This is a genomic window from Desmospora profundinema (genome assembly GCF_031454155.1).
GTDB lineage: Bacteria > Bacillota > Bacilli > Thermoactinomycetales > DSM-45169 > Desmospora > Desmospora profundinema.
Window position 1 is genome coordinate 402,917 of the sequence record NZ_JAVDQG010000001.1, and the last position, 23,416, is coordinate 426,332.

The 23,416-nt window shown below is 49.5% G+C and carries 26 protein-coding genes; 15 read left to right on the top strand and 11 right to left on the bottom strand.

Features of this window, described 5'->3' with window-relative positions:
* Positions 1-19: 19 nt before the first annotated feature.
* The 6 genes from JOE21_RS01810 (at position 20) to JOE21_RS01835 (ending at position 4,435) form a co-directional block, all read left to right on the top strand.
* A complete protein-coding gene (locus tag JOE21_RS01810; protein ID WP_309862395.1) occupies positions 20-370 on the top strand; it encodes a DUF1048 domain-containing protein in 351 nt (116 codons plus the stop codon).
* A 15-nt stretch (positions 371-385) separates the two neighbouring features.
* Positions 386-1,144, top strand: coding sequence for an ABC transporter ATP-binding protein (locus JOE21_RS01815; protein WP_309861666.1), 759 nt, complete (start codon positions 386-388; stop codon positions 1,142-1,144).
* Complete coding sequence (locus JOE21_RS01820; RefSeq protein ID WP_309861668.1) at positions 1,145-1,924, top strand: ABC transporter permease; 780 nt, start codon at positions 1,145-1,147, stop codon at positions 1,922-1,924. It begins immediately after the preceding gene.
* A gap of 27 nt (positions 1,925-1,951) precedes the next feature.
* Positions 1,952-2,140 (top strand): cysteine-rich KTR domain-containing protein, encoded by a 189-nt coding sequence (locus JOE21_RS01825; RefSeq protein WP_309861672.1) that lies wholly within the window; start codon positions 1,952-1,954, stop codon positions 2,138-2,140.
* A gap of 599 nt (positions 2,141-2,739) precedes the next feature.
* Positions 2,740-3,294, top strand: a complete 555-nt coding sequence (locus JOE21_RS01830; protein WP_309861675.1) for a GNAT family N-acetyltransferase — start codon at positions 2,740-2,742, stop codon at positions 3,292-3,294.
* A gap of 622 nt (positions 3,295-3,916) precedes the next feature.
* The gene (locus tag JOE21_RS01835) at positions 3,917-4,435 is read left to right on the top strand and encodes a S4 domain-containing protein (RefSeq protein WP_309861678.1); all 519 of its coding nucleotides are present in this window, start codon (positions 3,917-3,919) and stop codon (positions 4,433-4,435) included.
* A gap of 28 nt (positions 4,436-4,463) precedes the next feature.
* On the opposite strand, the gene JOE21_RS01840 is transcribed toward JOE21_RS01835, so the two are convergent.
* The 3 genes from JOE21_RS01840 to JOE21_RS01850 all read right to left on the bottom strand — a co-directional run bounded on the left by JOE21_RS01840 (position 4,464) and on the right by JOE21_RS01850 (position 6,460).
* Positions 4,464-4,898: a tyrosine-type recombinase/integrase gene (locus JOE21_RS01840; RefSeq protein ID WP_309861681.1), complete on the bottom strand. Its 435-nt coding sequence runs from the start codon at positions 4,896-4,898 to the stop codon at positions 4,464-4,466.
* Between the two features lie 303 nt (positions 4,899-5,201).
* On the bottom strand, positions 5,202-5,933 hold the full coding sequence (locus tag JOE21_RS01845) for a class I SAM-dependent methyltransferase (RefSeq protein WP_309861683.1): 732 nt from the start codon (positions 5,931-5,933) through the stop codon (positions 5,202-5,204).
* A gap of 170 nt (positions 5,934-6,103) precedes the next feature.
* Entirely contained in the window at positions 6,104-6,460 is a 357-nt protein-coding gene (locus JOE21_RS01850; RefSeq protein ID WP_309861685.1) for a winged helix-turn-helix transcriptional regulator, read from the bottom strand.
* A gap of 105 nt (positions 6,461-6,565) precedes the next feature.
* Here JOE21_RS01850 and JOE21_RS01855 point away from each other — a divergent pair, with 105 nt between their 5' ends.
* The gene (locus tag JOE21_RS01855; RefSeq protein WP_309861689.1) at positions 6,566-6,958 is read left to right on the top strand and encodes a RidA family protein; all 393 of its coding nucleotides are present in this window, start codon (positions 6,566-6,568) and stop codon (positions 6,956-6,958) included.
* A gap of 188 nt (positions 6,959-7,146) precedes the next feature.
* Here JOE21_RS01855 and ald read toward each other — a convergent pair whose 3' ends face one another.
* Positions 7,147-8,277, bottom strand: coding sequence for an alanine dehydrogenase (gene ald / locus JOE21_RS01860; RefSeq protein WP_309862397.1), 1,131 nt, complete (start codon positions 8,275-8,277; stop codon positions 7,147-7,149).
* A gap of 214 nt (positions 8,278-8,491) precedes the next feature.
* Between ald and JOE21_RS01865 the strand changes: the two genes are divergently transcribed.
* Positions 8,492-10,147: a PucR family transcriptional regulator gene (locus tag JOE21_RS01865; protein WP_309861692.1), complete on the top strand. Its 1,656-nt coding sequence runs from the start codon at positions 8,492-8,494 to the stop codon at positions 10,145-10,147.
* A gap of 38 nt (positions 10,148-10,185) precedes the next feature.
* Here the strand turns inward: JOE21_RS01865 and JOE21_RS01870 are convergent, their stop codons facing one another.
* Complete coding sequence (locus JOE21_RS01870) at positions 10,186-10,344, bottom strand: hypothetical protein (RefSeq protein ID WP_309861695.1); 159 nt, start codon at positions 10,342-10,344, stop codon at positions 10,186-10,188.
* Positions 10,345-10,821: 477 nt separating this feature from the next.
* On the opposite strand from JOE21_RS01870, the gene JOE21_RS01875 reads away from it, so the two are divergent.
* On the top strand, positions 10,822-11,784 hold the full coding sequence (locus tag JOE21_RS01875) for a hypothetical protein (RefSeq protein WP_309861698.1): 963 nt from the start codon (positions 10,822-10,824) through the stop codon (positions 11,782-11,784).
* Positions 11,785-12,070: 286 nt separating this feature from the next.
* Here JOE21_RS01875 and JOE21_RS01880 read toward each other — a convergent pair whose 3' ends face one another.
* The 3 genes from JOE21_RS01880 to JOE21_RS01890 form a co-directional block, all read right to left on the bottom strand.
* The gene (locus JOE21_RS01880) at positions 12,071-13,834 is read right to left on the bottom strand and encodes an alpha/beta fold hydrolase (RefSeq protein ID WP_309861700.1); all 1,764 of its coding nucleotides are present in this window, start codon (positions 13,832-13,834) and stop codon (positions 12,071-12,073) included.
* 123 nt (positions 13,835-13,957) lie between these two features.
* Complete coding sequence (locus JOE21_RS01885) at positions 13,958-14,554, bottom strand: TetR/AcrR family transcriptional regulator (protein ID WP_309861702.1); 597 nt, start codon at positions 14,552-14,554, stop codon at positions 13,958-13,960.
* 165 nt (positions 14,555-14,719) lie between these two features.
* Positions 14,720-14,920: a hypothetical protein gene (locus JOE21_RS01890; RefSeq protein WP_309861705.1), complete on the bottom strand. Its 201-nt coding sequence runs from the start codon at positions 14,918-14,920 to the stop codon at positions 14,720-14,722.
* Positions 14,921-15,052: 132 nt separating this feature from the next.
* Between JOE21_RS01890 and JOE21_RS01895 the strand changes: the two genes are divergently transcribed.
* Positions 15,053-16,123, top strand: coding sequence for a tyrosine-type recombinase/integrase (locus tag JOE21_RS01895; RefSeq protein WP_309862400.1), 1,071 nt, complete (start codon positions 15,053-15,055; stop codon positions 16,121-16,123).
* A 49-nt stretch (positions 16,124-16,172) separates the two neighbouring features.
* Positions 16,173-17,132, top strand: a complete 960-nt coding sequence (locus JOE21_RS01900; protein WP_309861707.1) for a proline dehydrogenase family protein — start codon at positions 16,173-16,175, stop codon at positions 17,130-17,132.
* Positions 17,133-17,195: 63 nt separating this feature from the next.
* Here JOE21_RS01900 and JOE21_RS01905 read toward each other — a convergent pair whose 3' ends face one another.
* Positions 17,196-18,005 (bottom strand): carbonic anhydrase, encoded by an 810-nt coding sequence (locus JOE21_RS01905; RefSeq protein WP_309861710.1) that lies wholly within the window; start codon positions 18,003-18,005, stop codon positions 17,196-17,198.
* Positions 18,006-18,190: 185 nt separating this feature from the next.
* On the opposite strand from JOE21_RS01905, the gene JOE21_RS01910 reads away from it, so the two are divergent.
* The 4 genes from JOE21_RS01910 (at position 18,191) to hemY (ending at position 22,007) form a co-directional block, all read left to right on the top strand.
* Positions 18,191-18,466 carry an acylphosphatase gene (locus tag JOE21_RS01910; RefSeq protein WP_309861713.1) on the top strand — a complete coding sequence of 92 codons (276 nt, stop codon included), beginning with the start codon at positions 18,191-18,193 and terminating at the stop codon, positions 18,464-18,466.
* 138 nt (positions 18,467-18,604) lie between these two features.
* Positions 18,605-19,654, top strand: coding sequence for a uroporphyrinogen decarboxylase (hemE, locus tag JOE21_RS01915; protein WP_309861716.1), 1,050 nt, complete (start codon positions 18,605-18,607; stop codon positions 19,652-19,654).
* A 2-nt stretch (positions 19,655-19,656) separates the two neighbouring features.
* Entirely contained in the window at positions 19,657-20,601 is a 945-nt protein-coding gene (hemH, locus tag JOE21_RS01920) for a ferrochelatase (protein ID WP_309861718.1), read from the top strand.
* A complete protein-coding gene (gene hemY, locus JOE21_RS01925; RefSeq protein ID WP_309861721.1) occupies positions 20,598-22,007 on the top strand; it encodes a protoporphyrinogen oxidase in 1,410 nt (469 codons plus the stop codon). The genes hemH and hemY overlap by 4 nt, the downstream gene beginning before the upstream one ends.
* A gap of 61 nt (positions 22,008-22,068) precedes the next feature.
* Here the strand turns inward: hemY and JOE21_RS01930 are convergent, their stop codons facing one another.
* Positions 22,069-22,623, bottom strand: coding sequence for a hypothetical protein (locus tag JOE21_RS01930; protein ID WP_309861724.1), 555 nt, complete (start codon positions 22,621-22,623; stop codon positions 22,069-22,071).
* Between the two features lie 59 nt (positions 22,624-22,682).
* Positions 22,683-23,288 (bottom strand): TetR/AcrR family transcriptional regulator, encoded by a 606-nt coding sequence (locus JOE21_RS01935; protein WP_309861725.1) that lies wholly within the window; start codon positions 23,286-23,288, stop codon positions 22,683-22,685.
* Positions 23,289-23,416: the final 128 nt, after the last annotated feature.

Below are 23,416 nucleotides of genomic sequence, written 5' to 3' on the forward strand. Positions count from 1 at the left end.
GAGAATACAAGATATCAAAATGAGAATACAAAATATCATCGAAGGCAAAAAAAAGTGGCGAGCGCACGTGGCGCGTGTCAAAGCGCTCCCGCAAGATTATCAGATTGTTTACAACGAGATTCAAAAATATCTCTTTAAGGTTGGCCTTGTTGAGCTAACCGACGGGACGGATTTGCTTTCGGGGATTATCGATCTTTTTGAAGAGGGCGCGGCCATGGGGAAAGGCGTGCTCGAAGTGACGGGCAGTGACGTGGCGGCTTTTTGCGACGATCTAATCAAAGATTCAGAAACTTACGATGATATCTATCAAGAATCTGTTAGCCAAGAAGTTAACAAAGCCATGAAAAAGGATACGGATATAACAAAGTAAAAGGGGGATATCGGGATGGAGAAAGCAATTGAAGTGAAGGGTCTGCGAAAGTCTTTTAAGGACACAGAAGTCCTAAAGGGCGTGGATTTCGAGGCGCGCCGCGGCAAAATTTTTGCACTGCTCGGCTCCAACGGCGCGGGCAAGACGACGTTTGTTAAAATCCTCACCACGCTGCTTAAACAGGACGGAGGCACCGCCGTCGTAAACGGCTTTGACGTCGCGTCAAAGCCCGACCATGTACGGCAGTCGATCAGCCTGACCGGCCAGTTTGCCGCCGTGGACGAGATATTGACCGGGCGGGAAAATCTCATCATGATCGCCAAGCTGCGGCACCTCACAAATCCGCGTCAGGTTGCTGACGATCTGCTTAAACGCTTCGGCCTGATCGACGCCGCCGACCGCAGGGTTTCCACCTATTCGGGCGGCATGCGCCGCAGACTCGACATCGCCATGAGCCTTATAGGGAAACCACAGCTTATCTTCCTCGACGAGCCGACCACCGGGCTTGACCCCGAAGGACGCATCGAGGTTTGGAAGACTGTCGAAGAACTTGTTAATAATGGCACGACGGTGTTCCTGACCACGCAGTATCTGGATGAGGCCGAGCAACTTGCCGATCAAATTGCCATTCTGCATGAGGGTAGGATTATCGCGGGCGGCACGCTTGAAGAACTGAAAAAGCGGTTTCCGCCTGCAAAGATGGAGTACGTTGAAAAACAACCCACATTGGAGGAGATATTCCTCGCAATCATCGGCAAAAAGGAGGAAAAATAAATGGAAACGATAAAAAAACACTTTTTCAGCGATATGAGCGTTATGCTCGGGCGTTCCATGCGCCATATTTTCCGCAGCATGGACACCATCATCACAGTGGCCATCACGCCGATCGCGCTAATGCTGCTGTTCGTCTACGTGTTCGGCGGCGCCATTCAAGCCGGCACGGATAACTATGTGAATTACCTTTTACCCGGCATACTTCTGATTGCTATTGCAAGCGGTATAGCCTATACGGCTTACCGTCTGTTTATGGATATGCAAAGCGGCATATTTGAGCGGTTTCACTCTATGCCGATTGCGCGTTCGGCTGCGCTGTGGGGGCATGTGCTGACCTCACTGGTATCCAATGCTATTTCGATTGTCGTAATCATTCTCGTAGCGCTCATTATGGGCTTTCGCTCGTCGGCAGGAGTATTGTCATGGCTTGCCGTGGCCGGTATACTCGTTCTTTTTACGCTGGCCTTGACATGGATTGCGGCGATTGCCGGACTGTCGGCAAAATCGGTGGACGGTGCAGGCGCCTTTTCCTACCCGCTTATCTTCCTTCCATTTATCAGCTCGGCGTTTGTGCCCACCGAATCGATGCCGTCAGTCGTCCGTGCTTTTGCCGAAAACCAGCCAGTGACTTCAATAGTGGAAGCCATCCGCGCGCTACTGTCGGGGCAACCTGTCGGAAATGATATTTGGGTTGCGCTCGCGTGGTGCTTAGGGGTACTGATCGTCGCATATCTATTTGCGATGCGTGCATACAAACGAAAAGCAGGCGGCAGGTATTAAAAAAACATCAAGTAAAGGGATGGTAGAGTGTGTAAATACGAGTGGATATTATGCCCGGTCTGTGGCAACAAAACACGGGTCAAGATACGTGATGATACGGTACTTGAAAACTTCCCGCTATTTTGTCCCAAGTGTAAACAGGAAACGATAATCCATGTAAAGCAACTGAATATGTCGGTTATCAAAGAGCCAGACGCTAAGACGCAGAGCCGATAACATGTGAGTGAAATCACAGTTATCGGCTCTTTCTATTATGGTGCGCCGGATGAATTGATGTATTGGCTTTACGGCAGAAATGACTGCGGACATGGAGCAGACCATAAAAAATGAACCTAATCAAATGTTGGAACGAACAAAAAACGGAATGGAGTGTAAATTATGTTTTTATCCGTATCAAACCTTACGAAAAGCGAATCGCTGAAAGCTGGCACGGAGTGAGTTGTTTGGTCGCAACCCAATACATGCCGGCAAATCTAAAAAAGCGTTGCCGTTTAGTTGCGGATATGTGAATGGCGAGCGAGCCCCGGTATATACCGGGGCTCGCTCGTTGGGGATTTTCCCCCAACCCCCAGCGCGGGAAGGGCGCGGTGCGCTCTTCCCGTTAAGCCGCCGTTGGCGTCTGCCATTAGAGGGGTGAACTATGGGGTGGATAATATATCCATCCTTGACTGTATATTTTATACGTATCATGTAGATACCCCTACCAGTCACCATAATCGGTGAGACTGGTTTAAAATGAAGGAACCCCTTTGTCTTGTCATCCGTATGCACATATAGAAAACAAATAGTGGGAAGGGCCGGTAGGGAGGAAGGAAATGGGTTACAATCTCTGGGAAGGGGAAAGAGTCAGGCTTCGGGCGATCGAGCCGTCGGACTGGGAGTGGTTCCATCACTATGAACAGGATTCCGAAGCGGCCAGGTTGATGGATCGAATCCCGATTCCGCGTTCGAAAGATGAAAGTCAATCATGGATCAGCAGAGAGATGATCCCCCAAGATGGATTTCGCTTGGCGGTGGAAACGTTGAATCGGGAGTTGGTCGGAAGCATCAGCACTCATGCTTGTGACAAAAAGAATGGCACGTTTCAATATGGCATCTTCATCTTCCGGAAGCATTGGCGCAAAGGGTATGCTTCCGAAGCGATTGCATTATTGTTACGTTATTACTTTGGCGAATTATCCTATCAGAAAGTAACAGTCTATGTCCATAGTTTCAATCACGGCTCTATCCGGTTACATACAAATTTGGGATTTCAATTAGAAGGCCGGCTGCGGCGGATGGTTTACACCCAGGGGCGTTATTATGATCAATTGGTGTTCGGTTTAACAAAAGAAGAGTTTTATGCAGGGAGGAATCAACCAAGGGATTAAACGTTCCCTAATCTCTATGGTCAACCATCGCCTGTTACTGGCGGCTGACTTCATCAGATCGAAATGTTCGGCTTGTTCGATTGTCGGACTTATTAGGGGGAATACCAGCGTAGCGACACCACCAGCAAACACATGGACAAAAATGCAAGAGCCCTCCGAATCTCTGGAGAGCTCTTTTTATGAGTGATAAATGTACCAAAAGCCGATATTTTATCGGGACATCAGGCTTAAAGCCAAGTAGATGACAAAAGGCAAAGCCGACTTCACTTTGGTCATGTGTGGTTAGAGGAAAGATTTTAATCAAACAAATTATTTGAAAACGCATAGAAATAAGTTTATAATGGTACACGGAGATATTTGAAAGGGGAATTAAACTTTTATGCCAGCTAACTTGTAATGGTTAAGTAATCAAATAGCGCCTGATCCAAGTTGATTTTTCAACAGTTGACCAAGGGATTAGTGCGCCTATTTATAACCATTACAAGGAACGCGGGTATCAAGTTGTTATAAACGAAACCATGCGGAAAACCTTAGGGTTATTCCGTATTTTTTTTGGAAAAAAGTTCATATCTCCTTTAACACGAGATTGTGCTGCGTTCCTTCGCCTAAGAGGTGAAGACAAGTGACTGTGCTGTATATTCATTGGAGATTTGATTTGGAAACTGAGGAATCGGTCACCAGATATTGCCCGCAATGCGGACGAAAGGTTTCTTTTGTGGACTCTTCTAAACGCAGACATAATGCCAACGGAAAAAACATCTATCAATTTGCCATTTATAAATGCGCAAATGATCACACGTGGAACAAGAAGTTGGATATCTACAAAGCCAAGCCGGGTTTGACAGTCAATGACTCAGAAAAAGAATTTTGCCCAGAGTCAGTGGAAAATTCAACGATATCCATTGGGGAACTATCGAAACAAGGAATTCACACCCTATGCATTTGCATCCAATCGGTAGCAAGCCCCTTGAGATTGGATCGAGCGCTTTCGACCAAAATTAAGGATGTGAGCCGAACCCAAATCCAAAAACTGATTAAGCAAGGAAGCATCCAAGTGAACTCTCAAACAGTGGCGCCAAAGTATTTGCTTTGTGAAAAGGACTATATCCATTTTCACCTGCTGGATATGAGTTGTTTGTAACCACAAGCCATTTTGCCACCACACTTGCTTAAAGTGAGGTAGAAGGAGCATCCGGCAAATTCGGTGCCATCAATCTATTAAATGGAAAAACGACTTGAGATCCCATGTGGTTCTCAAGCCGTTCGTATTTATATGGAAATTTCAGGGATGACACTTTATACTCATCCTGAGCATCGGTAATGACCAACTTAGAATATACTTCAAGCGACTTACGGCTTGCATGTCCAGAATAAGGCTGAATGAGTGCATCGTCAATGCCTTGTTTTTTGAGCCACGTTAACAAGAAGTGACGGAACTTATGCAGCGAAATGGATTGGGTCATGAATAAAATTCGGATTAGAAAATCCCTCAGATTCGGTTTTCGGGACCCGAAGAAACGAGGAGGGATGGAATTTTTTAGGTCTTCAAATTCGTCTTTTTTAGGGGGGTTATTTTTAAGTGAATACGGTTGTATGCTGATCAAATTCTATATCTCAAAACCCTAGATTTCTTTTTGTATTGAGATTTTCCGGCGAGTGATTTTCCTGATTTGCATCGATATCTTAATCAACCCTTTCAACGTAACAAAATCATTGTTTTGTGAAGTTATATGTCGGTTTTGAGTGTTGAATACCTAAAAAACGGAAAAATGATTTGTCCATTGGCGCAAATAAGGCCCCAGTATTTTTTTGACACAAAAGCAGCCCCATTCTCTACATGATTGGGGCTGCTTTTGTGTCCGTTTTTTCAGCCCATCGCGTGCAGGCCGACAGAACCATCCTGCACTCTAAGCGATCGGGTGGTGAGCGATAAAGACAAATTCAAGCCCCGGCCGATCGGGGGCTCCTCGGATCTCATCCACGGATAAGCCCGCATCCTGGAGTGAGTTTGCAATCTCTTCGCGACTTCGGAAGCGCAATGTCGAGTCTGATGTGATTACAGCCCCATCACTCTCAAAAATATAAGTCCACCGAAAGGAGACCAAAGAACCTTGAACATCGATGATTTCAACCCACCCCTCAACATTGCCGCAGCCAGGCGTCACAACGCGGCGGTAGGTGTTCTCCCGGTTCCACCCCAGCCACGCCTGTGCTTTGGGGTCTCGCGCTTCAAACACGAACCGTCCGCCGGGTCGTAACGCCGCACGTACTGCACGGAGGGTTTTCTTCCACTCTTCATCGGTCAGAAAGACCTGGGCGACGTTGCCGGTCATCGTCGCAAGGTCCACCGCCAGAGGGGGAATGAGCAAGGCATCGCCGAGAATCCATTCGACATGCTCACTCCAAGGTTTCGTACGAGCCACATGGAGAGAGGCTGCGGCTGGATCTACTCCAATCACCTTGATGCCCCGGGCGGCGAGGCGACAGGCAAAAGTTCCTGTTCCACAGCCGATGTCGAGCACAGAACGAGCACCAAACTCCTTGACAATGGCCTCGTAAGCATCAAGGTCGGAACGGTCAGGATCAAACGGGTCGTAAATTGCAGAGAGACGTGGATTCTCGAAAAGTTCATCTGCCATAACACACACATCCACCTCTCTGTCAAAACGAATTCTTCTATGGTTGCTTCATACCACGCAAAACCGTTCGTTTCGCACCGCTTTATGGACAGGAGAACATTTGCAATGACCCTTATGAGCATCGATAACCAATGAAGGAGGAGCCGGTTTTTCACCCCTGATTTCGTTTTTCAGTGGCTCTTTGTTTGTCCGTCCCGGTTTTTTTCTCCCCACTCACATAACTTTTCCAAAACGGGCAATAGAGTTTCCGCTTTCTCTGTGAGACTGTACTCGACCTTAGGGGGGACTTGAGGATACTCTTTCCGTTTCACCAGACCATCTGCTTCCAATTCTTTTAGTTGTGAACTCAATGTTTTGAAAGTAATAGCCCCTATTTGCCTTTTCAGATCATTAAAGCGAACTGGTTGGTTTTCTACTAAAAGGTAAATAATAACCATTTTCCATTTACCACCAATTAATGATATTGTATAACCAAAAGGTGTATCTTGAATATTTTTAACTTTACCTTTATATTCAGCCATACTCATATTTACACTATCCTTTCGGGTACTACCTATCAAAAAGGTGCGTACTACTTTTTTATTTGTGCTCAGTTTATACTAGCCTTAATTTGAAGTAAAGGAGAGAAAAAAATGTCTAATGCTAAAACCTACAATCACGGTGTTGCATGGGAAGAAGCTTTCGGCCTCACCCAAGGTTACAGCGTCAACGGCACCATCTACATTTCGGGACAATTTTCCCATGATATGCAGGGCGCGTTCCTTGGCGAGGGCGATTTCGAGGCACAGACCCGGCAGACGCTGGAAAACCTCGATCGCGTGCTGGCGGGGTTTGGTGTCACGAGGTCGAACATCGCTGAGATGGAGATCTTTCTGACAAACCCGCAAGAGCATTTCGAGCAGTGCGTCGTTCTGTTGAAGGAGTATATAGGCGACCATCGGCCGGCCGGCACCCTCATCGGCGTGTCGGGTCTGGCGTTCCCTCACCAACTGATTGAAATCCGCGCCGTCGCACACACCGACTAGAGCGTGTCTGGTCATTCAAGTTTTTTCTTATGTTCCTATAGAATACCCATGTGTTATGCCGCGCCTGAGCATCCTTTTGGTACAGTTCATAAAACGAAGCAGATGCAATGGAATAACCCGCAACCCTGTATTTTGCCGTGGAAAGAGAAGAGATCACTCTTGTTGGAGTGATCTCTTCTCTTTCCACTTTATACGGCCGCCTTCTGTCCCAACAGCTCATCAACAGCGGTATAGGAATACCCGTGCGCTTCAGCGACTGCATGGTAGGTAACCTTCCCGTCCATGGCATTTAACCCTTTAGCAATCGCGGCGTTTTCCAATACGGCTTTTTCCACGCCTTTGGTGGCGATTTGGAGGCCGTAGGGAACCGTGACGTTGGACAAGGCCTGTGTGGATGTGCGGGCTACGGCGCCTGGGATATTGGCCACAGCATAATGCAAAACACCGTGTTTCACATAAGTGGGGTCACTGTGTGTCGTAATTCGGTCGATGGTTTCCACCGAGCCGCCTTGGTCGATGGCCACATCCACAATAACGGATCCCGGTTCCATCGTTTTTACCATTTCTTCGGTTACCAAGCGCGGAGTCCGTGCTCCGGGGATCAGAACGGCTCCCACCAATAAATCCGCTCGCTTGACTGCCTGGGCAATATTAAAGGAGTTGGACATCAGCGTGCGAAGACGACCATGGAACTGGTCATCCAATTGGCGCAGCCGATCGGGGTTGATATCCAGGATGGTGACATTGGCGCCGAGGCCGATCGCCATTTTGGCTGCATTGGTACCGGCGACCCCGCCGCCGATAATGACCACTTCTGCCGGTGATACGCCAGGCACTCCGCCGAGAAGGACCCCTTTTCCCCCTTTGTTTTTTTCCAGGAACTGCGCGCCGATCTGAATCGACATGCGTCCCGCCACTTCGCTCATGGGAGTCAACAACGGGAGTGCTCCGTTATCCATCTGGATCGTCTCATAGGCGATGGCGGTTACCTGATTATCCAACAATGCCCGTGTCAATTCCGGTTCCGGTGCAAGGTGAAGATAGGTGTAAAGAATTAGGCCGTTTCGGAAATAGCCGTACTCTTCCGGGAGTGGTTCTTTTACCTTTACGACCATCTCCGCAGACCAAGCCTCCTCCGGTCCAGAGACAATCTTGGCTCCTGCATCCCGGTATTCCTGATCGGTAAAACCACTACCGGTCCCGGCGCCGGTCTCCACCCAGACCTCATGCCCTCGATCCCGGTAAGCCGTCACGCCTGCCGGCGTCATGCCCACTCGATTTTCATTGTTTTTTATCTCTTTCGGTACACCGATGATCATCACTATCACCCTATTCCCTCCGGATTCAAAACCAGTATACTGAGTGCTTCCCTCCATTCCATTGGACATCGTGTCAAAGGTTGGGGATCTTTCGTTTGACAGCGTTATCACACAGGCATGAAAACCTTTTCATGCAAAGGCTTTATCAAATGAAAACATCTTGTATACTATAATTGGGAAAGACTTGATAATGAAAAGCAGAGGATGAAACCATTTGGATTCCAACACGTCATTAACCGTTCATGAGATACTGGAACGCCCCCTTTTCCAAAATGCCCGCGTGGTCGCGGGCAAAAAGGGGTTAAATCGACGCGTTCGCTGGGTTCACGTTTTAGAAGTGCTTGAAATCGATACGCTTATCAGAGGAGAAGAAATGATCTTTTCCACAGGGATCGTCTTCCGGTCCGCATCCTCTTCCCCTGTTTCCTACCTGCAAAAACTGATCGACCTCCGTGTTTCTTGCCTGTGTGTGGAGTTGGGCCACTACTTTGAATCCATTCCCAAAGATATGATCGCAGTGGCGGACCAGTATGATTTTCCGATCATCGTTTTTGAAGAATCCGTTGTTTTTGCGGACGTCACGCAGGATCTTCATACCTTGATTATCAATCGTCACCATCAGATACTCCAGCATCTGGAGAATCTGTCCAGGGAGTTTCATCGGTTAACCCTGCTTCCTCAGGCCATCGTCCATATCTTAAAATTACTTCATAAAAACACGAAATCCGAAATTGTATATCTTCCCCTCCAGGGAACGCCTCAATGGATCTCCAGTATGGGAAATCAGGAACAAACGGAGTGGTTGAAGTGGATTCAACAACGTTTGGAGAATGAATCCGTCTCCAAGAAGGAAGAACCGCTGCCTTACCGCTTCCACTATCGTGATCGGTTCTTACTTCTTCAACCCGTCAAGGCGATGGGCCAAACCTGGGCTTATATCGGTATGATCGGTACGGAACAGCCGGAGGAGTACGATTATTTGATACTGGACCGCTCCTCCCTGTCCATCGCACAGGTATTGCTGAGAAAGCATTATATCCAAGAGCGAAAATTACATTCTGAGCATCTGTGGGTGAATGATCTACTGCATCATCGGATTGGCGAAGAAGCGATCCGCTCTCAGTTGGGTGCTGATTACGAACAACTAAAGGAATTAAAAAGCAGAGTTTGCGTCATTGAAGTCCACAACGGCGTGGACGAATCAGATCCGTTTCCGGATCCATCCGTTCGTTACGACTTCTCCTTGACAGTCCGTTCCGCTTTTGAACAAGTGGGGTTTCGCCCCTTCATTACTGTCAATAACAATCGGATCGCGATTATCGCTTTTGATATCAATCCCCACCAGCCAGCCCAGTCCAGGCTGCGCCGGGTATTCAAATCAATCCAATCCGCCGATATTGAGCGCCAATCCAGCTATCCGCCACTACGGATCGGGATGGGACAATCATACACCGGTTTTAGTGGTACCCATCTGAGCTACTGGGAAGCCAATCAAGTGATTACAGTAAATGCATCCTGTCAAAAACAATTTTTATTTTACGATGACATGGGTGTGTTTCAGCTGTTTCTCCATGTAAAAGAGGAAGAAACGCTTCACCGCTTCATCCATCGCTATCTCGGCCCCCTGGTTAAACATGATCGTCTCAAGGGAAGCCAGCTCCTTCACACATTGAAAATATATCTGGACTGTGACGGTTCAAAAAAATTGGCGGCTCAAAAACTGTTTATCGTCAGGCAATCCCTTTATCATCGCTTGGACAAGATTAAAGAGCTTCTCGGCGAAGATTACTTGTCACCGGAAAACCGCTTGGCCATCCAAGTTGCTCTCCGTGCCTATCAGTTGCTACATCCAGAAGAAAGAGACGGATGATCGATCATCCGTCTCTTTTTCTTTTAACCGCACTCGTATTAACTTGGCTCCACTTCATCGTACCGCAAGGTGGTCACTTCCGTAGAATCGCCGCGCCTCACCTCGTCATCACTCGCTTTTTGTTCCAGCTCTTCTCGGTCATCCATCCCGGTAGCGACTGCTGGTTTGGAATGATGCTGCGCTCTTTTCTCTTTCATGTGCCATCCCACCTTCTCACTTTGATATCATTATTTTTCGGATTCCGGGATTTCCTATACGTTTCATCTTCTTTGCGATAGACCGAAGGTTTCCGGATCGCCCAGTCTCGCCAAAAAGGCGATTCCATTCATTTCTCGATAATAATTTAAGAAAAATGATCTGGACACTGGATATTCTCAATCAAATGAGATTATCCAATTTACCGTACATAGGATACAATGGCACTAAACTTAGAATTGAGTGTGGTTGCTTTGTTCTCCATGTCCTGAAGATACTATCATAGTGACGCAGAAGACTAATTATACATCGTTTTTTTACTTTGACGACAAGGCAGTGCTCCTGCCAATGAAGTATTAAAAAAACGATATTGGAGGAATAGGAATCATGACAGAAGGAAAAAGAACGAACACCACTTTTACATCTGTAGTAGAGGTAGAGGTTGACGACCTCGCCCGCACGGTGGCCGAGGTGACGATATGACAGTAACGGAAGAACGGCCGATCTCACGATTGATAAAGATGCGTAAAATCTGGGGTTATGGCACCGCCATAGCGATAACACCGTATCTGCTGATTAAAATCGCCTGGACTTTTGGTCTCTTCATTCCGACCGAGCAAATGGGTGACGCCAGTTGGCGTGCAATCAACGCGGCAACCGCGGTTCTCGCCGCAGTCGGCATCCTGCTGGGGATGGCGTTCTGCAAGCCGTGGGGTGAGCGGTTGCCCGCATGGCTGGTGGCCCTGCCCGTATGGGTGGGCACCGGCCTGCTCGTTCCCATGCTGCTGCTGGCACCGGTGCTCGGCCCGGCCGCCATGACCCGGGACAAGGAGGCAGGCGCCCCTGACTTCTGGGCCTATGAGCAGATCTTCGTCATGGTCTCGATGGTTGGAATCGGCATCTGCCTGCCGCTCGCCTTGGTAGGTTACGTCAAGGCGCGGTGGCCGGAGGCGCTTGGTGGTCCTACCGACTTCGGAGAGCTGCCGGGACACACCCGGCAGCTGCAGATTACCCTGGCTAGGCTTGTTGCAGTTGGCTGTATCCTGCTCGGTGTCATCAAGGTATTCTGGGCGGCGGGCGGCACCCTCGGCATCGACCCAGCCATGCTCGATGACCGCGATATATGGTGGCACCTATTGTCGTTGAGTACTGGCGTGTGGGCCTTCGCGGGGGCGTGGGGCCTGCTGGTACTGACCTCCCGCCGCGGGTCGCGAAGGATCCTGCCTCCCATGGCGGCGGCATGGATTTCGTCGGGAATGCTGTTTTCTTATAACCTCTTCAACCTCATGTCCGCCATTCGCCCCTATGCGCAGCCCGCTCCGGAGTACCCGCTGGCACGGGTGCTAACCACGGAGGCCGGTATCGTCCTGGGTGTGATGATGGGGATGATCATCCTGCTGGTGCTTCACGACCGCCGGCGAGCCCTGCGCGGAGAGCTCTGAGAATCCGCTATGTCGACGAGGTCGGCCGTCGAACGCCGACGCGTCAGGTAGTGCCCAGTAGACAACAGTAAACAGAAACGACGGACACAAACATGGTACGAACACCGGGATCGAGCCATTTTGCCCCTCTTTCTCAATACCGGGATGCGGGTATGCGAATTAGTCGGTCTCAATGTCAACAGCATCCAACAGGATGGCGAAACGGCACGCGTCGTTTGTTGTTCCTGCATCCGAACGGATGAGCGTGCTTAGAGACTCCCCGGAAAAGGAAACGATCATTACTGCTTTACCATCCCTCTATAATGGCGTTTGCCACTTTTTCAGGTGAGTCCAGCTGCGGGTAATGAGAGGCACCGGGGATCGTAGTCACCTTTAGATGATTCGATCGATTCGCTCTCTCGTCAGTTAATGGATCGTTCTCACCGACAATGATCTGCACGGGTATTTTCAGCTCCGCCACCATCTGCGACCACTTTGCTCGTTTTTTATAAGCCTCGATAAAGATCCGGGTGATGCGAGTCTTGGATTTGATTCGGTTCAAAGCCTCAAATGACCCGTCCAGAATGGATGAGCGACGGGAATCTCCCGTTATCAACTGTTCCAACCGATCTCTCGACACGGCTCCTGATAAAGCCTTCACTCCGGTTGGTTTCTGTAAGAAAAACGGCGAGATTAAAACCAGTTTATCGACCCTCTCCGGATGTGTCGCTGCATATTCAAGAGCATAAGCGGCCCCCCAAGAGTGACCGATCAAAACCGGAGGCTCCGGCAATTCAGACAGTAGCGACTCCAGCCATTCCCCTTTGTTGAACGCATATTTTTGAACTCCGGATCGTCCCAACCACGGAAGATCCGCCCGCAATGTGGCAACGGAGAGTCGTTCGACCAGAGGGTCCCACGCATTGGAATCCAGCGGCAATCCGTTCAGCAATACCAACCGTGCACGGTCAGCCTTTCCCTGAACAAACGTAGAAAATCCCGCCACCCTTCTAAATCCCGCATGCACTCGATGATCGCTTCTCCCAAAATAGGTGCCCGCCATATAATCGATGTTGGAACGGAGGGCTTTTTCCAGATCAGGCATCTCCAGCCCCAGCTTCCGGGCGGCCGCCATCGCCGGACCCACATCATAACGGTTTACATCAATAAAACTTAACGCTTCCGGGTCCACTCCCATCCGGTGAGACAGAAATTTTATGTTGGATAGCCCGTTTAATACTGGAATGGGAATGCGGATTTTCGGAGTCGGCACTCCCATATACCTTGCGATAAAATCGAAGAGTTCCGGCAGATTTGGGGTCCTATCGTCCAATACCGTATAGTCTTGTCCTACGGATTCGGGCAGATGTGAAATCCTTGCCAGAAATTTTGCGACGTAATCCACGGTGATCAGGGGTAACCAGTGGTGGCGGCTTCCAGGAATGGCCGCAAGTTTTCCCTGCCACAGGTCCCTGACCAATGTTGAGAAGCCGAACTCCAATTGAGACGTTTCTCCCGTTTGCGAGTGTCCAATTACGGTGGAGGGATGGACAAACGTGACGGGCAATCCCTGGCTTTCTGCCCGAACCAGTAAATCTGCATGATACTTGCTGTTTTCATATTCTCCTGGTATTTGGTCCGGCCGAACGCCAAGATTGACCCAGTGACGAAGGCGGTATCCGGAAACCAATAAAAACCGATTCAACCCGGAAGCCTCCCCCGCCAGCTCCAATACCCGCTTGGTTCCATCAATGTTGACTTGTTTGGATACGTTCGGATCCAGACCGAAGGACATCGCCGAACCCAGATGGTAGAGATCGGATATGTTTTTCAGTCGATTTCTCTCCTCTTTACGCAATCCCAGTCCCGGCTTTCCCAGATCTCCCTCCACCAACCAAACTCGATCAGATTCTCCTCCGCGTGTCGTTATCCATTCCTTGAAGGTCTTCTCCTTCCTGCCGACATCCCGGGATAGAATGGCAACGTTTTTCCGTTGCTTTGTCAACTCGACGATCAGCCATCTGCCGATAAAACCTGTCCCTCCCGTTACAAACGAATCGATGTTGTTCACGGGTTCCACCTCCTGGATTTTTTAACGGATACTTTGCTCCGGTTGAATAAAACGCATAAGGATTAGTACTATATAGTACTAATTAGAGGATAAAAGAAAACTGGCATTTGCCAGTGTGGGACATTACGGCTTCAATAAAAGTCGTAACATCGCCTGACCCGTCTCACAAACGACTTGAGGATCTCCGGAGGTTTCCGCCATCATAAGCGCTCCCTCGATCGTGGATATAAATAGAGATGCCGTCTCTTTCACAGACAGATCGGAGCGGAATTCGTTCGATGCCATCCCTTGCTTAAGAAGCTGCTCGATTAACGGGATCTGTTCAGAGAAAAATCTCCGTATACGCGTTCGTACGGTAGAGGAATGGGTCTGCATATAGAGTGACAGAAACGGACAACCGCCTTGGCAGGAACGGTCCCTTAGATCGTCCGACAGAGCATGAAAGATTTCGAGCATCCTTTCCTCAGCGGAACGGTTGGTTTGCAGGATTAGGGATGTCAACATGGTCTCGTGTTGTTCAATCCAATGCTCCGCTACAGCGAGGGCCAATTCCTCCTTGCTGGTAAAATGATAGTAAATGTTCGATTTTGACACACGACTTTCCTTTACCACCTCGTCCATACTGGTATGGGAATAACCTTTCCTTAAAAATAATTCTGCCGCCTTTAATACCGCCAATTTTCGATTGTTTGGTTTGGATTTCGCGTTTATCGACTTCATGTTTAGAACTATACAGTACTAATCAGGAGAAGTCAAGCAGGAATGTAATGTTCTGCTCTTTGACTGTTGAAGAGGCGGATCATTGGAATATCAGCCTCTTCGCTTCTGCTCCTACACTCTATCATTTCCCCCTTCCGGCAACCAGCGCAACCGGTGTTTCAACAATTAACTGGGTTCCACTTCATCATACGACAGGGTCGTCGCTTCGGTATGATCGCTACGCTTTACGTCGTCTTCACTCGCTTTCCGGTCCAACTCTTCCCCGTCGTTCATCCCGGGAGCGATCCGGTTTATAAGGAGGCGGATTTTTCTTTTTTTCCATATAAACCGCCCTATCCTTTGGTTATCCTTATATTTTGTTTCCATGGTTTTTCTATTCACCTCAATGGATTGATGCTACTTCTCGCTTTTCTTTGTATCTGGTATTTTTCCATTCCCCGTGCTATATATAATAGTAATAACGTTACAAAAAAATGGAGTGATCCTCCCTTGGCGGAAATGTTCTCCCGTCAGTTGCCGGAAAACATTAATCGGATTATCCTGAAGTTTCCCGAAGACGTACAGGAATTCTTTCTGGAGATGATCAGCGCCGACCGTTCGCCGCAAACCATCGCCAATTACGCTTATGACTTCTCTCTGTTCTTTGATTTTCTCGCCAGTCGAGGCTTGCAGTTGGAAGATGTGACGTCCAAGGAGATCAAGCGCTTTTTCCGCCGGATTGAAAACGGTTATGAACGTACCATCCAGGTTCCTATCACCAAAAAAGACCCTGTTACGGGGGGCGTAAGTACGGAATGGGTGGAGCGGACTCATTTTCGGGAGAACTCCCGATCCGGCAAGCGGCGGAAACGGGCATCACTGCGCTCCCTGTTTCGTTACCTGCTTAAGGCTGATGTGCTGGACCGGGATCCCATGCAAGAGTACGAAGACGCCTCCCTCCGTTCCCGTCAGCAGCACAAGGTTCCCGTCTTCCTGACCCGGGAGGAAGCGCTCCGTCTCATTGATGCCGTAGGCACTTATCACAACAAGCAGAAGCGGCGGACGTACACTTGGTATGAGCACCGGGACCGGGCGATCTTGCTGCTCTTCCTCAATACAGGGATGCGGGTGTCGGAACTGGTGGGCCTGGATGTCAACAACATTCAGTATGATGGTGATGTTGCCCGGGTGGTCGTGTTGGGCAAAGGGGGAAAGGAACGGATGTTGAAATTAAATCAGCCCGCTTTCGAAGCTCTGCGCATCTACCTGGACCAACGCCCGCAAGGCATTTCTCCGGAACACCGGGATGCGCTGTTTCTCAACAAAAACCGCGGTAGAATGAGTCGCAAAGGGGTTTATGAAGCCTTGCGCAAATACGTACGGGAAGCCAATCTGCCCCCCAAAGCGGCCAACATCTCTCCTCATAAGCTGCGCCACACCTTGGCCACACTCCTTTTGTCCAATGGGGAAAACTTGCGCGTCGTTCAGGAGATTCTCGGGCATTCCAGCATCCAGACCACCCAAATCTACACCCATGTGATCAATTCCGAGAAAGACAGTGCGTTGGATCGGCTGGGAAACTGGACATAACCATTAAGCAGATAAAATAGGAGTGAACAAGCTGCAGGAGGGGATGTCCATGCGAACCGAGGAAGGGAAAGCCGCCAATGCATTAAAATCGATCGCCCGTGATCCGCGCATCAAAACTTACATTCAACAGTCTCCCGATCTATATCCACTGCTGTATCGGGCGGCCAAACGTTTTATAACCGGAGAAACGAGAAAAGACGGCATTTCCAAAGCAAAAGAACTGGTTTCTAAGGGTTATTCCATTTCCCTCGAATACATAGGGGAAAACACCAAAAGCGTCAAAGAATGCATCGAATCGAAAAATGAGTTTTTGGCGTTGATCAAAGAGGCGAATTATTCCGATTTAACAGGAGTGACGGTTTCCCTTGACTTGTCTCACATCGGATTAACCGAAGATCCTGGTTTGGCATACGATCACCTGGTCGAATTGACCGAAGAAGCACAGAGCAAGGACTTTTCCATTATGATCAGCATGGAAGAATCAGAAAAGACGGATGCCATTCTCGATATCTATAAACGGGCTTCCAAACGATATTCCAATGTGGGCATAACCATTCAAGCTCATTTGCATCGTTCCACCGACGACATCCAAGAACTTCTGGACTATCCAGGGAAAATCCGGATAGTAAAAGGCGCGTATCAGGAACCTTCGGAAAAGGCATTGCCCCGTTCCGAGGCGTTGAATAAACGGTATATGGAGCTGATTGACCGGTTGGTAAAAGCGGAACATCCGGTGTCGATCGCAACCCATGATGAGGCGATCATCCAAGAAGCACGACGGCGGGAAATCCTTGATGCACGCTGTGTCGAAATGGAAATGCTATATGGAATCCGTCCTGATCGGGTGAAAGGATTAAAGGATGAAGGTGTCAATACAAAGGTGTATTTAACATATGGGGTCGAGTGGTATCTGTATGTCTGTCACCGTCTGGCGGAGTATCCGCCCAACATCTACACGGCCATTGCTGATATGGTCGAACCTGATGGTGCCGATAAAAGCTACTATTAATTCTCAAAGCAAAAAGCTGTCCGCTATGGACAGCTTTTTGCTTTGGAATAATGGACATCTCCCCTATCGATCCCCTTGCACCTCCTCGATAATATCCCGATTATAGAGGGGCTGTACCGGACGGCTGTTCATGGGGAAAATTCTTTGAAATGCCTGGATTTGCTCTTCGGACAATTCGATTGGTTGTTTGATCAGTAACCACTGTACTCCTTCCGAACATGGAGGTGTGGTGAGAGAGCCGCTGTAACGGTACGTGCGGATGTCTTTGGGAAGTAGCGTATCCACATTCCACTTTCCGTCGAGAGCCACTTCCGGTTCATTCTCGTTTTGAGGCATGTTTTCCCATAAGGAAGCCAGTTGTGTGTTTTCTTTCCCCGATTGAATCAACAACCCAACCACTGCGATATTTTCATTCTCATCCTGGTGGACCAAATGAAGCTCCATCGCATAGGCTTCATCGTTGATCGTATGTTCACTGGGGGTGTGGAAATGAAACTGATTTAATAAGTAGGTGTGGTTATCGACCGTGATGGTATTGTCTGATGAGGAGACGTTTGCCTGGATCGTGTGACCGTTGTTGACGACCTCCCATGCAGACGGTTTGTAATTGAAATCAACGGGAGTCAAATCCTTGGTTTGATATTGGGTGATATCGATCGGCGATTGCTTCTTCCCTTCATTGCAGAGCGAAAACGCAGGACTCAGTTCACCCCAATGCTCTGGGCCGGTTTCCTCCCCATATGACCAATGCGGCTTCTCCTCGCCAGTCTGCCCCTCTTGTGGATCCTGGCTGGCGGACTGACCGCATCCGGCCGTCAACACGATAATGAACAGCCAAAGGAGAGTAATGAAGGGTAGCGTTTGCTGTTTCAAGATCGTATTCTCCTTTAATTTAAAATCTGGGAAGTTCCATTTATTATACCGGTTATTATACTGGAAATGTATCTATGGGAAATCAGTAAAAAAACAATTTTCGTTTCCCCCACTTTCCTTATCGGAGGGTTGATGTGGACGATCTCGTGGAAAGAATGGAGGAAGAGTACACAAGGAGGGCCGTTATGAAACGCATCCATCTCGTGATCCACGGTCGTGTTCAAGGGGTAGGCTTTCGTTTTTTCGTCCAACAGATGGCGGCTGAATATGATGTGAAAGGATGGGTTCGCAATCGGGACGATGGCAGTGTCGAATTGGAAGCACAGGCGGATGAAAACAGGCTTTCCCGTTTTACGGAGGCCGTCAAACAGGGGCCGCGCTTTTCTAAGGTAACCGATTGGGAAATACGGGAGAAAAACCCAGATTCATCTCTGCGGTCATTCCATGTGCGATATGAATGAAAAAAATCCATAATAAGGGATTTACCAAGCAGGATGACACGGGATTGTAAACGTTCCCCCTTTCATCTAATTGAGATTATGGCAAAATAGGAAGTGTCATTTATTTAGAGTTGTTCTAATTAAGAAAGGTGTGTCCCCATGGCGCAAAAATCCTTTAACGATACCTTCCTGCGAGCCTGCCGCCAAGAGCCGGTTACGCACACGCCGGTGTGGTATATGCGGCAAGCAGGCCGCTATCAACCGGAATACCGTGCGATCCGTCAAAAGTACTCTTTCTTCGAAATGAATGAAATTCCGGAAGTATGCGTGGAAGTGACCAAATTGCCAGTGGAACAATTGGGTGTAGATGCGGCGATTTTGTTTGCCGATATTATGACCCCGCTGAAACCGATCGGGGTGGACGTGGAGATCCGCTCCGGCATCGGCCCCGTGATTGACAACCCGATTCGCCACCTGGAGGATGTGGAACAGCTGGGTGAATTGGATCCGGAGAGCGATGTTCCGTTTATCCTGGAATCCATCCGTCAATTACGTCGGGATCTGACCGTCCCGTTGATCGGATTTGGTGGCGCCCCCTTCACGCTGGCCAGTTATATGATCGAGGGAGGACCCTCGAAAAACTACCATCAGACCAAAGGGTTTATGTACGCACAACCACAAGCGTGGGAGAAGCTGATGGAGAAGCTGGCGGACTTGACCGTCACGTACCTCAAAGCTCAGATTAAAGCAGGTGCCCTTGCCGTGCAGATTTTCGACTCCTGGGTGGGTGCTCTGAACGTGGAGGATTATCGGACTTATGTGGCCCCGACCATGCGGCGGATCTTCGCTGAACTAAAGGAATCCACCGATGTTCCCACGATTTACTTCGGTATTGGAGCAGGCCATCTGTTGCTGGAATGGGATCGTCTCCCCGTCGATGTATTGGGGTTGGATTGGCGGACTTCCATTCCGGAAGCCCGAGCGCTCGGCATTCGGAAAACCCTGCAGGGTAACCTGGACCCCTCCCTCCTGCTTGGACCTTGGGAGAAGATCGAAGCCAAGGCGAAGGAGATTCTGGATCAAGGGGAGGAGCACCCCGGTCATATCTTCAATCTTGGTCATGGTACCTTTCCCGAATTAAAAGTGGAGACCCTGCAACGGCTGACCCAGTTTATCCACGATTACTCTTCGAGACGAAATGAGGTGTAACCATGACGAAACGGACGGTTGGTCTGTTGGTGATGGCCTACGGGACGCCACGCAGCACCGAAGAAATCGAACCTTATTACACGCATATCCGTCATGGCCGCAAACCCCCGGAAGAGTTGCTGCAAGATCTGAAAGATCGCTATGAAGCGATTGGCGGTATCTCTCCCCTGGCCCGGATTACGGACGATCAGGCGTTGAAATTGCAGGATCGGCTCAATGAACTTCATGAAGAGGTGCAATTTAAAGCCTACCTTGGCTTAAAGCACATCGATCCCTTTGTAGAAGATGCCGTCCGGCAGATGCATCAAGACGGCATCGAGGAAGCGGTCAGCATCGTATTGGCCCCACATTACTCCACTTTCAGCATTCGCTCCTACAATGGTCGGGCCAAGGAGGAAGCGGATAAGCGGGGTGGGCCCTGTCTCTATTCAGTGGAAAGCTGGTATGCGCATCCGCGTTACGTGGCCTATTGGGCGGACGGCATTCGCAACATCATGGCGAGTCTATCTGACGAAGAGCAGAAGCAAACCTGCGTCGTCTTTTCCGCTCACAGCCTGCCGGAGAAGATCATCCGTGTTGGGGACCCCTATCCCCAACAGTTGGAGGAAAGCGCCCAATTGGTTGCGGAAGCGGCCGGCATTGAAAACTACGCCGTAGGCTGGCAAAGTGCCGGCAACACACCGGAGCCTTGGCTGGAGCCGGATGTGCAAGACTTGACCCGTGACTTGCACCGCGAAAAAGGATACACCGGTTTTATCTACTGCCCCCTCGGTTTTGTGGCCGATCACCTGGAAGTGCTTTACGACAACGATTATGAGTGTAAAATCGTCTGTGATGAAATCGGGGCACGCTACCATCGCCCTCCGATGCCCAATGCCAAGCCGGAGTTTATTGAATGTCTGGCAGACGTGATATCCCAACAGTGGGCAGAGCGTGAACGGGCATGAGCACTCCGCGTATCGCCATACTCGGCGGAGGCATCACGGGTCTTTCCGCCGCCTTTTATCTTTTGCGGGAAGCTGGTAAACAAGGGATCCAACCTCGGATCACCCTACTCGAAGCGGACACCCGCTTGGGCGGCAAGATCCAGACGGAGCGTTTCGATGGTTTTGTCATGGAAACCGGACCGGATTCCTTTTTGGAACGGAAAGCCAGCGCCAAACAATTGGCTGTGGATCTGGGGTTGGAAGATCGCTTGGTACGCAACCGAACGGGACAGGCCTATATCTTGCGCAGAGGAGAATTATTGCCCATCCCGGAGGGAGCGGTGATGGGGATCCCGACCCGTCTCAGCCCTTTTGTTACCACTCCCCTCTTCTCCCCCGCAGCCAAACTGAGGGCGGCGGGAGATTTGATCCTGCCCCGTAGACACCGTGATGGGGATATCTCCGTAGGTCGTTTTTTCCGGCAACGCCTCGGCAATGAAGTCGTAGATCAACTAATCGAACCCCTTCTGTCGGGGATATATGCCGGGGATATCGATCAACTCAGCTTAATGGCCACCTTTCCTCAATTTGCAGCCTTGGAGGAGAAGCATCGCAGCTTGATCCTGGGGATGAAAAGAACCCGTCCGACCCGATCCGACCAAAAGCCGCAGGGGATGTTCCTAACGCTGAAAGACGGTCTGGAGTCCCTGGTGGATGCATTGGCGGCAACTTTACCCCAAGACAGTGTACGCCTTTCTATGCGGGTGGAAAGAATTGAAAAAAACGACGGAAGGTATCGGTTGTTCACACAAACCGGCGAAACGCTGGAGGCGGATGCCGTCCTGATGACCCTGCCGCAATCGGAAACGGATCGCCTTTTTTCCGGCTTGGATGTTCCGAAAGCCGGCCGAACGGTACCCGCCGCTTCCGTTGCCACTGTCATCCTGGCCTATGACGCGGATGCGGCCCGTTTGGAGAAAGACGGAACCGGATTCGTCGTGCCGCGCCGGGAACCGACGACCATAACCGCATGCACATGGACTCATAAGAAATGGCCCCACACCACCCCGGAAGGGAAAGCTCTGATCCGGTGTTATGTGGGGCGCTCCGGAGACGAAGCCATCGTCCATGAGTCGGATGAAGCCATCGTTTCCGCCGTCCGAAGGGATCTGCATAGCATTCTCGGCATTTCTGAAACGCCTCTCTTTACCCGTGTTACCCGCTGGAAACAGGCGATGCCCCAATACACGCCAGGGCACGCCGAATGGGTGGCACGTCTCCGCGAGAAGAGCCGGTGTCACCTCCCCGGAATCTTCTGGGCGGGAGCCTCTTTCAGCGGCATTGGGATTCCTGACTGCATTGATCAGGGGAAGCAGGCGGCCATCGAAGCGATTCAGTATATCCATGATTCGGCTCGGAAGGGGTAATCCCTTCCTTTTTTATTCAACTTCTCAAAACATACAATAGATCTGTCTCCAACCCGATCCCTTATCCCTCCCTCTCAGCATAATGGTCTACTGCAAAACTGTATATCACTTTTACTACGTAAAAAAGCAGCAGGATAAAGAGAAATTTCGGAATGGGGTAAAAAAGCAAGAACAGGCCCCCGATCCCGCTCGTTAAAAAAACAGCCGCAATCACTCTTTGGGCAGGATGGTTGATGAATCGGTTCACGAACAAGGCTGAAAGGATGGTGTAACCCCAGACGGCGATGCAAGCTGCAAAATAATTCCACAGTATGAGAGCGAAAATAACCGGTTGGACATGGATGAACAGGAAAATGTACCGTGCAGTTGGTCGATGCTTATAGTAGTGATTCGTTCCAAATGTAAGATTGGCAATCACTCCCCCGGTTATATCCAGTGCCAATGATGCGAGAATGACTATTTTCCAAAGCTCAAGCTCCCTCCACTCGGAGTAAGTGAAAGCAAAGAGAACGACCGTCATTGTAACGCTGAAGATTATAGTGATTCCTAACTCCAGCTTGGTCGTTCTTTTCCCCCATACTTCATGGAAAAATGGCGGCACATTGACGGTTTTCATACCGATCCCTCCATTAAAAACTAACCGTCTGTATGGTCAGTTTGTTGATGCGATTTTACTCACTGCTCTGACAGCAGTTGATAAATCATTTGTACTTGGAGTTGCCATGCTTGTTTAAATCGTGCGCCCTCCCCGGTAAGTAAGTAATGTAAGCCCATGCCGTCCATTGTAGACAACAGAATCGTTGCAATCGACTCCACTGTCTCTTGCGGAACAGGATGAGGGGTTAACTGTGTGAGATGCTTGGATAGCCGTACAGCCATTTGATCGGCGCAAGAAGCAAGCGCCTTTTGATACTCCGAATCAAACATCCCCTCGTGATAATAGGAAAAAAAAGCTCTAACCGTTTTGAGGTGATCTTCCGGAAGTTGAAAAAATGATCGGCCCAGCGATTGTAAAAAATCATCCAGATCACGATATTCGGCGTCCAACTGTCCAAGAAGATCATCAAATATAATATAGAGGGCATGCATCCGTATCTCATCGATCGAATGAAAATGATGAAAAATGTTGCTCTTGCTCACACTAGTCGCTTTGGCTAATTTGGCGGCGGATACCTCTTTGATTCCGTCTTCAGCGATCATGGCAATCGTCTCTCTCAGGATCCGCCTGCGCGTCTGTTCCCCTCTTTCCAGGCGTTTGTCACGTGGTCTGTTCCGTTCCAATTGATTCCCTCCTTCCAGTTTTACTATATAACTGACCGATCGAACAGTCAATATACCGGCTGATTTTTCTGATCAACAGCAGCCGTTTTCCTTCAACAGGGTGCAGGAATAACGCCCCCCTCCTGTCC